Here is a 10,749-nt window from a genome sequence, read left to right as displayed (position 1 = left end):
CGGATGCGGCGTGGGCGGAGCGGTTGGATGGAGGGAGACGTCAGGAGGTGTGCGTAGTACGCCGGCGGCGGCGCAGACGTACGGCTGCGAGTGCGCTGACTGCCGACGCGGCGTGAAGCAGGAACGCCGGCGATTCCGGGATCGGCGTGGGCGTGGGAGTGGGGGTGTACATGATCGACGCGCCAGCCAGTCGCCACACCTCGTCGACCATGTCCACCTCTACAAAGCACCCTTCGGCGTCCTGGGCGTCGAGCGCGCAGGCGAACAACGACGCTGAGAGCAGTTGGCCTCTGAACGTCAGAGACAGCGCGACCGTATGGGCCTGTCCGAAAGCCACGACGACCGCACCGGGCTCGAAATCTGGACTCCAGAAATCGTCGACGTCGAGATGCAACCTGTCGTACTCCGCCAACACGTCGCCGTTCTGGCCCCTCACCTCGAGTTTCAGGTCCTCGAACACGTCCCCTGAGTCGGGCCAGGACGCCGAGAAGTTCCACACCGTCAACTGCAGGCCGGTGGGATAGTCATCTCCCGACAACTGCCCCACGAAGATGGGCGCGGCGAAGGCCGTGGAACTGGTGACGAGCAGCGCCAGTGCGGCAAATGAACCGACGAGAAAGCGGTGAATCATCGACATGGGGACTCTTCCTGAGACACGGTGGAGCGACGCACGAGATCACGACCGCGAGAGGCAAGGTCCTTGCCAGCGAGCGACGCCACCGCGCGGGTGTCGCGACTCACGATTTGTCCTGACAGCGACTCCGACTGCGCGCCGCGGCGCTCGACGTCGCGCCAGATGCGCTGCACCGACGCGGCGCTGATGCCCACGTGCGCGGCGAGTCGGCGCACGCTCCACGAGCCCGTCGGCGACGTGCGCAGGGCCTCGACCACGCGGGCGACATGCGTGGCGTTGCGTCCCGGACGACGACCGCGTCCGGGCCTGTCGTGTCGAAGGGCGTCGACCCCCTCGACAGCGAAGCGACGCTCCCAGCGGCACACGGTGTCGCGCGACACGCCGAGCAGACGCGCCACGCTCACCTGACTGCGCCCATCGAGCAGATGCAGGACGATCTGGCTGCGCAGGACGAGCCTGTGCGGCGCCGTCGTGGAACGCGCCCACGCCTGGAGCCGCGCGCGGTCCGCTTCGGTGCCGCGCAGGCGTCCCTGCGCGTTCAATTGGTGAGTCGGCTCACCCGCCGCAACTACGTGGGCGCGCCGATCGCTATCGTTTGTCTTCGCATCAAATGACATTTGTCCACCGAAGAGCTCATGGATGAGCGAGTTCTTCAACTAGACAATGCGCAAACGAGGAAGGAGCGGGGCCACGGTCCCCGCCGGGAGGACGTCAGGCGTCGTCGTCGATCCGTGCGAGCTCTCGCCGCAGCCATGCGCGTGCCATCTGCCAGTCGCGCTTGATGGTGCGGGTGGAGGTGCCGATGAGGGCGGCGGTTTCGTCGACGGTGAGGCCCCCGAAGAAGCGGAGTTCGACGATGCGGGCCTGGCGCGGATCGAGCGCGGCCAGGCGTTCCAGCACCGTGTCGAGCGCGACGAGATCGACGCCCGTCGGCTCCCCCGCCGCCACGTCGACGCCTTCGAACGGGACGCGCAGGTCGGCCTTGCCGCGCTTCAGCGTGTTGCGTCCGCGTGCGTGGTCCACCAGCACGCGTCGCATCGCCCGCGCGGCCAGCGCCACGAAGTGGCCACGGTCGTGCCACTGCTCCTCCGGCACGTCCACCAGGCGCAGGAACGCCTCGTGCACGAGCGCCGTCGGCTGCAGCGTGTGATCGGCGCGTTCCCGGCGCAATGCCGACGCGGCAAGCCGGCGCAGCTCGTCGTAGACGATCGCGAAGAGCCGCGCGGCGGCCTCTTCCTCACCGGCGGCCGTACCGGCCAGCAGCGGCGCGATGTCCTGCCGCGTCACGACGCGCCTCCGTCGCGCTCGGAGGCTTCCAGGAAGATGCGGCGGACGTCGGACCAGTGGTCGTGCATGTGGGTCCAGTGAAGCTCAAGCATACGCACATCCGCGCGGGTGGCGCCACGGATCCGGGACGAATGCGCGTCACCCGTTCGCCGCGGGACGACAGCCGGGGTAGAGTCTGCCCATGGCCACGGACCGCTCTCCCCTCGTCGGCTTCATCGCGCTCGCCATCATCGCCGTCACGCTCGGCGTCGTCGCACAGCCTCGCGGCGGCGGATCCGCAACCGCGCCTGACGCCAACGGGCAGTGTCCACCAGGCACGACGGAAGTGCGCGCCGGACGATGCCAGGCGCCGGAACTGCCGGCGCCGAGCATCCTCGACTACCGTCCACGCTCGACGCTGGTGACAGAGACGCACCTGGTGCCCAGGGCGAAGTTCCCTGTCGTCGACATCCACAGTCACACGGGGCCGACAGCCGAGAACATCGAACGCCTGATCGGCGAGCTCGACGCGCTGAACGTGCGCGTGCTCGTGAACCTCAGCGGCGGCGCGAGTCCGGACGCCATCAAGCAGAAGACGGACTTCATCAAGGCGAGCGCCTATCCCGATCGTTTCCGCGTGTTCGCCAACGTGAACTGGGACGGCGCCGACGCGCCGGGCTGGGCCGGGAAGGCGGTGGCCGATCTCGAGGCTTCGGTCCGCAACGGCGCGATCGGCCTGAAGATCTTCAAGAACCTCGGGCTCACCACGCGCCGCAGCGATGGCAGCCGCCTGAAGCTCGACGACCCGGTGCTGAACCCGGTGTGGCAGGCCTGCGCGCGGCTCGACATCCCCGTGTTGATCCACACGGCGGAACCCATGGAGTTCTTCGCGCCGATGGACTACCGCAACGAGCGGTGGCTGGAACTGGCGCTCTTCCCGAGCCGCCGCAACAACGCGCCGGGACAGCCGTCGTTCGAGGATCTCATCGGCGAACGCGAGCGGATGTTCGCCGCCAATCCGAAGACGCGGTACATCGCCGCGCACTTCGGCTACTACGGCCACGACCTGAAGCGCGCCGCCGCCGCGCTCGACGCGCTGCCGAACATGGTGCTCGAAGTGTCAGCCGTCCTTTACGAATTCGGCCGCGCCCCGCGGTCGGCGCGCGCGTTCTTCATCAAGTACCAGGACCGCATCCTGTTCGGCAAGGACGCCTACGCGCCGCGCGAGTACCCGTACTACTGGCGCGTCTTCGAAACCGGCGACGAGTACTTCGACTACTACCGCAACTACCACGCCTTCTGGAAGCTGTACGGCATGGAACTCCCAGACGCGGTGCTGAAGAAGGTCTACTACGCCAACGCGCTCCGCGTGACACCGGGGCTGCCGCGGTAATGACGAATGATGAATGACGGGCACCGGGCACCGGATAACCTGACCGACCGTGGCGTGGGCTTGCTCATCGCGGCGATCGGCCTGTATGGCGTGGTGAGTTACGCGGTGGCGCAGCACACACGCGAGATCGGCCTGCGCATGGCACTCGGTGCCGCACCGCGCAGCATCCTCGCCATGATCCTCGACCGTGCCGGCGTGCTCGTGACGGCAGGCCTCGCGATCGGCCTCATCGGCGCGTGGTTCTTCGGCGCGGCGATCGAAGCGTTCCTGTCCGAAGTCCCCGCGCACGACGCCGGTGTGTTCGCCCTGGCGCTGGCTACCCTCGCCGCCACCGCCCTCGTCGCCGCCGGCCTCCCGCACGCCGCGCAGCGTCAGTCGACCCACTGATCGCCCTCCGCAACGACTGATCTGTCTTCGCGCTACGGCACCGGGCACCCACAAGGGGTGCCCCTACATCTACGGGAGAGGTGCGTGCGAACGGTCCCACGACGCGCCTGGTGTCATTGCCCCTGGCATCGCGGCATTCCCGCTACGGCTTGACGTTCCAGACGACCATCGGTCGTGTCGGTCGTCCGGCAGCGGCGCGGGCGCGGTTCAACTCCACTTCACGCTGCTGCAGCTTCAGCACGATCGCCACCTTCTCTTTCGGCGCCAGCCGCCGCTGCTCGGCATGCCAGACCGCTTTCGCGTCGAAGTATCGTCGGGCATCGGTCATGCGTGGTCCGGCAGTAGCCGCTGCAGCAGGGCCTCATCGATCAGAGCGGCTTCGCGAAACCGTGCGATTCGCTCGCGTCGACGCGGGGTCAGCGCACTTGCGTCGGCCAGCCAGATCGCCGCGAGATGAGTGGGCGTCATCACTCTGAGACGCGGGCCATCACCGTCTTCCGGATCGTACGGTCCTTCGTGTGCGTCGCGCACGGCAGTCGCGACACGCGCATTCCACGCGGGAAGGAACTGTACCGGTACGCCTGCGATCTCGATGTGCTCCCCCCTGCGCGGGTACGCGGCCTCCGGGAGACGGTCGAAGATCGGGCGCAACGGATCGAGCGGCGAGTCGGACTCGGAAACGATCACCACGACGTCGAGATCCTGTGTCGCCACGGCCTCGTCCCAGAAGTTGGCGGCCATGGCACCCGCAATCGCGTAGTCCACGACCACGCCTTCCGTCTTCAGACGCTCCAGCAGTCGAAGGACGTCGCCAAACGCGAACACCACGTCAGCATACCTCCGATGCCGTGCAGGAGGTCGGGCGTTCCGGCGGCCTCGGCCCTACGGGTCGTCGTCGCGGGAGCGGCGGGCGCGCTTGACGTCGCCGCGCTTCTGTTTGTCTTCGAGGCGCCGCACCTTCGACGCGCGCGTGGGGCGCGTCTCGTGGCGCGGGCGCGGCGGCGTGGCGGCCTGCTCCAGCAGCGCGGCGAGCCGCTCGCGCGCGGCGACGCGATTCTGCGCCTGCGTGCGGTACTCGCGCGCTTCGATGACGAGCACGCCCTCGCCCGTCACGCGCGTGCCCGCGAGCCTGATGAGGCGCGCCTTGACAGCAGCCGGGAGCGTGGTGGACGAGACGTCCACGCGCAACTGCACGGCCGTCGAGACCTTGTTGACGTTCTGCCCGCCGGGCCCGGACGCGCGGACGAAGCGCTCTTCGAGCTCGCGTTCGTGCAGGACGATCGCGTCGGAGACGCGAATCACGGCGTGCCGGCGTGCGCCGCGGGCTTCTTGGCCGGCAGCGGCAACACCGCGCGCGCGCCCCCGCGAATCGCGTCGGCAATCGCGTGCCCCTGCGATCCATTGGGCGGCTCGACGCCGAGCACCGTCGCCAGTGTCGGCGCGAGATCGTTGAGCGCCACGTTGCGCGGGTACGTGCCGGGCTTCACGCCCGGGCCCATGATGATGAGCGGGATGTGCGCGTCGTATCCGTACGGGGTGCCGTGCGACGTCCCGGTCGTGGCCGTCGTCCAGTTCGGCTCGAGCACCACGAACAGATCGCCGGACCGCTCGCGATGGTACGCACGGACGACGAGTTCGGAGATGTGGTCGCCTTCCATCTGCCCGTTGACGATCGCGTCACGCGTATAGGTGCGCGCGACGTGCGGCACGGTGGCCGCCGCCTCGGCCGCCACGCGACGCGCCAGCACCGGCTCGATCTTCTTCTCGGCGAGCAACGCGTGATTCAGGTAGATCTGCGGCAGCGACATGCTCTCGACCCACGTGGCCTGGCCGAATCGCGCGTCGAGCGCCGCCTCGACGGCATCCTGCACGAGTTGCGCCTTGAACCGGCCCCCGGGGATGCGCAGCGCCGTGATGGCTTCGGGCAGCGGCAGCGCGCCGTGATCGGCCGTGAAGGCGACAAGCACGTTCGCAAGGCCGACGCGTTTCTCGATCTCGTCGAAGAGACGCTGGATCTGCCGATCGACCTGCGCCGTCATGTCGCGGACCTCCGGAGACTCGGGCCCGTACTTGTGACCGACCGAGTCGTTGGCCGAGAAGCTCACCGTGAGGACGTCCGTCACGCCGCGCTGCCCGAGTCGCTCGTGCTCGAGCGCCCCGGCGGCCATCGCGAGCACCAGTTCGTTGCCGACGGGCCCCGTCAGCACGTCCGTCGTCAGGCGTGAGCCCGGCTCGGCCGGATACTCGTGGACGCCCCCCTCGAACTCCCACCGCTTCCCTGCCTGGCTCCCGATCAGGTCCTTCGCGTTGACGGCCTCCACCCACGCGGGCAGCGCGTCGCGATAGTAGGAACTGGTGACGAACTTGCCGTTGCGCACGAAGTACGCCGCGTCCGCCGCGTGCCCCGACGGCAGGATCGCGCTCCGGTCCTTGATCGAGATGCCGATCACCCGCGGCGCCTCGGACGAGCCCGGTGCCGCCGGTGATGCCAGCTTCAGCTGATCGCCGAGCGTCGTCACGAGCAGGCGACGCGGCGACACGCCCGGCGCCGACCCCTCGCCGCCGACGATGCGGACGGTGGCGTCGGTGACGCTCTCGACATTACCCTTCGTCGATCGCTCGTACCACGAGTTCGCGATGATGCCGCTCACCGACGGAGTCGCGCCCGTGAGCATCGTCGAGTGGCCGACGGCCGTCACCGTGTGTCCGTGCTCGAGGTACGCGTTGGTGAACACGGCGCCGCGCGTCACCAGCGTGCGCAGGCCGGCACGCGGCGCGCCGAAGCGCGTGAGGTAGTCGGCCCTGAACTGGTCGACGGCCACGAGCAACACGAGCTTCACAGGCTGATCGCCGGCGCGCGCTGCGGCGGTCGCCGCGGTGCGCGGCGCCTGCGCGCCGGGCATGGCGACGACGAGTGCGGACATCACCAGCGCGAGCAGCGCGCGGGTGACCAGGACACGACGAGGGGGACGACGAGCGGCCATGACCGAGCAGATTACCCGAGCCGTGCGCTAAGCTTCACGCGTTTTCTGCAAACGGCCGTGCCGTGCGTCCGCGAGGCCCGCGCGCCCGGGCGGAGGTGGTTCATCGCGAGGAGACGGCATGGCGCGTCGTGTACGCGGGCTGCGGTGGTACATCGGCGGACTGTTGTTCCTGTCGACGGTCATCAACTACATCGACAGGCAGACGCTGGCCGTGCTCGCACCGGAGCTCAAGCGCCTCTACGAGTGGAGCAACGCCGACTTCGCCCGCGTGCTCATCGCGTTTCGCGTCGCCTACGCCGTCGGCCAGACGATCGCGGGGCGCGTGATCGACAAGCTGGGCACCCGCAACGGCCTGGCGTTCGGCGTGGCGTGGTACTCCGTGGCGGCGATGGCCACATCGATGGCGACGGGCCTGGGGTCGTTCATGGGCGCGCGCTTCCTGCTGGGTCTCGGCGAAGCCGCCAACTGGCCCGGTGCGACCAAGGCCGTCTCCGAGTGGTTCCCCCGACGCGAGTCCGGTTGGGCCGTCGCGCTCTTCGACAGCGGCTCGTCGGTGGGCGCCGCCATCGCACCGTGGCTGGTGCTGTCGCTCTACGCGGCGTTCGGGAGCTGGCGGCCGGCGTTCATCATCACGGGCGCCCTCGGCTTCGTCTGGCTCGCGCTGTTCCTCCTGCTCTACCGCAAGCCCGACGCGCACCCGCTCATCACCGATGAGGAACGCGAGATGCTGCGGCGCGACAAGGCACTCGACGCCGCCGAGCACGCAACGGGCACGGCGCTCCCCTATCGCACGCTGATCAGGCTGCCGCAGACGTGGGGCTACGTGCTCTCGAAGACCTTCACGGATCCGGTGTGGTTCTTCATCACCGACTGGTTCGCCATCTATCTCGTAAGCCGTGGCTTCAGCATCGAGGAAGGGCTGCTCGCGTTCTGGGTGCCGTTCCTTGCCGCCGACGCGGGCAACTTCTTCGGTGGCGGCGTGTCGAGCCGCCTCATCGCGCGCGGCTGGTCCGTTGGCGCGGCGCGCAAGGCGATCGGCGTGATGGGCGCCATCGGCATGACCATGCTCGTGCCGACGCTGTGGGTCGTGTCGCTGCCCGCGATCATCGCGTGCTTCGCCGTCTCCACGTTCGCCTACGCGGCGTTCTCGACAGTCGTGCTCAACCTGCCGGCCGACCTCTACGATTCCGCGTCAGTGGCGTCCGTGAGCGGCTTGGGCGGCACCGGCGCCGGCCTCGGGACGATCGCCGCGATCTACCTCACGGGCTGGATGGCCGACGAGTACTCCTTCACTCCCGTGATGATCGGTGCCAGCATCGTTCCATGGTTCGCGCTGCTCGCCATGCTCACGCTCGTCCGCAACACGGCCGCCACACGGGCGGGGTTGGTGAGGGAGGTGTGAGGGGGGACCGGCAACCGGCAACGGGCAACCGGCAACCGGGGAAGGCACAGCCGGGTACCGGGCAGCGGGCACCGGGCACCGGACGGCAGTGCGATGCACGGCCCGGCACCGGGCCGTCACGACGCGCGATTCTGAGGTGGGGGCTCGCGGCGGCGGGGGCTGTTGTCGGCACGCGTGGTGCGTGGGCGGGGCAAGCGGCGGCGCCGGGGCGCGTGGCGATCGAGGCGCGGCGGTTGTTCGACGGGACGCGTCTCATCACCGACAACGGCGCGCGGGTCGTCGTGCTCGACGGACGCATCGTTGCCGCTGGCGCGGTCGGTCATGTGCCGATCCCGGACGGCGCGTCCGTCACGCGGATCGACGGGGGCACCATCCTGCCCGGCCTCATCGACTGCCACTTCCATATCGAGGAAGACCCGGCGATGGCGTTGCGGCAGCTCGCGCACGGGATCACGGCGTTCCGCGATCCGGGTGAGTGGCTCGAAGTACACGAGCCTCTCCGGCGCCTCATCGCCGACGAGCGACTGCCCGGTCCGCGGCTCTTCCTCACCGGCCCGCACATCGACGGCGAGCGACCCGCGTATCCCGCCGACGCGGTCGTCGCACGCGACCCGCAGGAAGCGCGCCGACAGGTGGAGCGCGCGATCGACGGCGGTGCGACGGCGATCAAGATCTACTTCCGCCTGTCGCTCGCCAGTGCGCTCGCCGTCATCGACACGTGCCGGACGCGCGGTGTGCCGAGCACCGCGCATCTGGAGATCCTCGACGCGCGCGACCTGCTCGACGCCGGGATGACGGGCATCGAGCACATCACGTCATTCGGCACGGCGATCGCCTCGCCGATGCAGGCCGAACGCTACCGCCAGGCCGTCCTCGCCGACAACGGTGCGCGCCGCGACGGTCGCTACGCGCTCTTCGCCGAGATCGATCTCGACGGACCGGATGCGAAACGGCTCTATGCAGTCGTGGCACGCACGCGCCCGTTCGTCGACGCGACGCTCGCAGTCTTCGAGCGACGACCGACAGACGCCGTGCCGGCGGGCTCTACTCTTTCGGCAGCGCGACGCGCGGAAGGGTTCGCGCGCATGCAGGCGCTCGTGCGGCGGCTGCACGACAACGGTGCGCGCATCGTGATGGGCGGACACACGGAGGTGCCACACGCCGGCCGCGGCGAAGCGCCATGGCGCGAACTCGAACTGCTGGTGGAGAGCGGACTCACACCCGCGCAGGCGCTGACGGCGGGCACCACCAATGCGGCGGCATTCCTCGGCGTCGGCGGCACGGATCTCGGTGCGATCCGTCAGGGTGCGGCAGCGGACCTCCTCGTCGTCGACGGAAATCCTGCCGACGACATCCGCGCCATCCGCCACGTCAGGATGGTCATGGCCGCTGGGCAGCAGGTGGACATCGCGCGGCTCGGCACACGCTGACAACATGCACCCGGGCAGCGGGCAGCGGGCAGCGGAATTCAGCAAGCGACGACATGACGGACATGATCAGATTCGACGGGCAGGCGTTGCGCGCGGAAGCGCGCGCGCGGCAGGACTGGATGGTCGACGCAATCACCGCGCTCGCGCGCATCGAGTCGCCGAGTGGCGACGATGCGGCGCTAGCGCGGTGCGCGGATGCCGTGATGGGGATGTTACGCGAGTGTAGTGCAGCGCCATTCGACTCGCATCAGGACTCGCCTGGCGGCGAGTTCTCACGCTCGCTCATGGCTGCCGCCTCGCTTCGCTCGGACGGCAGGCGTGTGCTGCTGCTGGGGCACTTCGACACGGTCTGGCCTGTCGGGACGCTGGCGACCATGCCGGTGGAGATTCGCGACGGGCGTCTGTATGGTCCCGGCACGTTCGACATGAAGGCAGGGCTCGTGATCGCGGGGCTGGCGGCGGCGCTCGCGGCGCCGCACCTGCGAACGATCGGCGTCGACATCCTGTTCACGAGCGACGAGGAAGTCGGCAGCGTGGCATCGCGCGCGGCGATCGAGGCGGCGGCGCGGGAAAGTATCGCCGTGCTCGTGTTCGAACCGTCGCTGCCGGGCGGCGTGCTCAAGACGGCGCGCAAGGGGATCGGCACGTTCCGGCTCGACGCGCACGGCGTGGCGGCGCACGCGGGCGTGGCGCCGCAGGATGGTGCGTCGGCGGTCACGGAGATCGCGCGACAGGTGCTTGCGCTCCAGGCACTCGAAGACCCGGCGCGCGGCACCACCATCAACACGGGCGTCATCAGCGGCGGCACGCGTACCAACGTCATCGCCGAACACGCGAGCATCGAGGTCGACGTGCGCGTGTCGGAACGGGCAGAACAGGCGCGCATCGAAGCGGCGTGGGACGCGCTGCGCGCGCACGACCCGCGCGTCGTGCTCACGCGTCACGGCGGGTTCGACAGACCGCCGATGGAACGCGGGCCGCAATCGCGCGCGCTCTACGAACTCGCGCGCCACGCCGGCGCGTCGATGGGCATCGACGTTGCCGAAGGATCGACGGGTGGGGCGTCCGACGGCAACTTCACCGCCGCTCTCGGTATCCCCACGCTCGACGGCCTCGGCGCCGACGGCGACGGCGCGCACGCGCGCCACGAACACGTGGTGATCGAGTCGCTCACCGACCGCGCCGCCCTCGCCGCCGCCATCCTCCTCGCCCTCGACGAATAGTCGTGTAGTCGGAATAGCGTGCGTAGGGGC

12 protein-coding genes are annotated in these 10,749 nt (G+C 69.4%); 5 read left to right on the top strand and 7 right to left on the bottom strand.

Annotated elements, in window-relative coordinates; all coding sequences use genetic code 11:
* Nucleotides 1–40 precede the first annotated feature (40 nt).
* The 3 genes from IT182_00205 to IT182_00195 all read right to left on the bottom strand — a co-directional run bounded on the left by IT182_00205 (nucleotide 41) and on the right by IT182_00195 (nucleotide 1,921).
* On the bottom strand, nucleotides 41–637 hold the full coding sequence (locus tag IT182_00205) for a hypothetical protein (GenBank protein ID MCC6161757.1): 597 nt from the start codon (nucleotides 635–637) through the stop codon (nucleotides 41–43).
* Complete coding sequence (locus IT182_00200) at nucleotides 628–1,176, bottom strand: helix-turn-helix domain-containing protein (GenBank protein ID MCC6161756.1); 549 nt, start codon at nucleotides 1,174–1,176, stop codon at nucleotides 628–630. Before IT182_00200 ends, IT182_00205 begins: the two co-directional genes overlap by 10 nt.
* A gap of 169 nt (nucleotides 1,177–1,345) precedes the next feature.
* On the bottom strand, nucleotides 1,346–1,921 hold the full coding sequence (locus tag IT182_00195; protein MCC6161755.1) for a sigma-70 family RNA polymerase sigma factor: 576 nt from the start codon (nucleotides 1,919–1,921) through the stop codon (nucleotides 1,346–1,348).
* A 181-nt stretch (nucleotides 1,922–2,102) separates the two neighbouring features.
* On the opposite strand from IT182_00195, the gene IT182_00190 reads away from it, so the two are divergent.
* Nucleotides 2,103–3,293, top strand: coding sequence for an amidohydrolase family protein (locus tag IT182_00190; protein MCC6161754.1), 1,191 nt, complete (start codon nucleotides 2,103–2,105; stop codon nucleotides 3,291–3,293).
* A gap of 9 nt (nucleotides 3,294–3,302) precedes the next feature.
* Nucleotides 3,303–3,680, top strand: a complete 378-nt coding sequence (locus IT182_00185; protein MCC6161753.1) for an FtsX-like permease family protein — start codon at nucleotides 3,303–3,305, stop codon at nucleotides 3,678–3,680.
* A gap of 142 nt (nucleotides 3,681–3,822) precedes the next feature.
* Here the strand turns inward: IT182_00185 and IT182_00180 are convergent, their stop codons facing one another.
* The 4 genes from IT182_00180 to IT182_00165 are packed head-to-tail and all read right to left on the bottom strand — an operon-like array spanning nucleotide 3,823 to nucleotide 6,664.
* Complete coding sequence (locus tag IT182_00180) at nucleotides 3,823–4,008, bottom strand: hypothetical protein (protein ID MCC6161752.1); 186 nt, start codon at nucleotides 4,006–4,008, stop codon at nucleotides 3,823–3,825.
* Nucleotides 4,005–4,508 (bottom strand): hypothetical protein, encoded by a 504-nt coding sequence (locus tag IT182_00175; GenBank protein ID MCC6161751.1) that lies wholly within the window; start codon nucleotides 4,506–4,508, stop codon nucleotides 4,005–4,007. The genes IT182_00180 and IT182_00175 overlap by 4 nt, the downstream gene beginning before the upstream one ends.
* Before the next feature lie 54 nt (nucleotides 4,509–4,562).
* Entirely contained in the window at nucleotides 4,563–4,982 is a 420-nt protein-coding gene (gene arfB, locus IT182_00170; protein ID MCC6161750.1) for an aminoacyl-tRNA hydrolase, read from the bottom strand.
* Entirely contained in the window at nucleotides 4,979–6,664 is a 1,686-nt protein-coding gene (locus tag IT182_00165) for an alkaline phosphatase family protein (GenBank protein MCC6161749.1), read from the bottom strand. Before IT182_00165 ends, arfB begins: the two co-directional genes overlap by 4 nt.
* A gap of 118 nt (nucleotides 6,665–6,782) precedes the next feature.
* On the opposite strand from IT182_00165, the gene IT182_00160 reads away from it, so the two are divergent.
* From IT182_00160 to IT182_00150, 3 genes are all read left to right on the top strand, one after another.
* Entirely contained in the window at nucleotides 6,783–8,066 is a 1,284-nt protein-coding gene (locus IT182_00160; GenBank protein ID MCC6161748.1) for an MFS transporter, read from the top strand.
* Complete coding sequence (locus tag IT182_00155; protein MCC6161747.1) at nucleotides 8,063–9,496, top strand: amidohydrolase family protein; 1,434 nt, start codon at nucleotides 8,063–8,065, stop codon at nucleotides 9,494–9,496. The genes IT182_00160 and IT182_00155 overlap by 4 nt, the downstream gene beginning before the upstream one ends.
* Before the next feature lie 119 nt (nucleotides 9,497–9,615).
* Complete coding sequence (locus tag IT182_00150) at nucleotides 9,616–10,719, top strand: M20 family metallopeptidase (GenBank protein ID MCC6161746.1); 1,104 nt, start codon at nucleotides 9,616–9,618, stop codon at nucleotides 10,717–10,719.
* The last annotated feature ends 30 nt before the right edge of the window (nucleotides 10,720–10,749 follow it).

Source organism: Acidobacteriota bacterium (assembly GCA_020845575.1).
Classification (GTDB): domain Bacteria; phylum Acidobacteriota; class Vicinamibacteria; order Vicinamibacterales; family Vicinamibacteraceae; genus Luteitalea.
The sequence above is the reverse complement of the archived record's forward strand: the minus strand, read 5'-3'. Positions and strand labels throughout refer to the sequence as shown.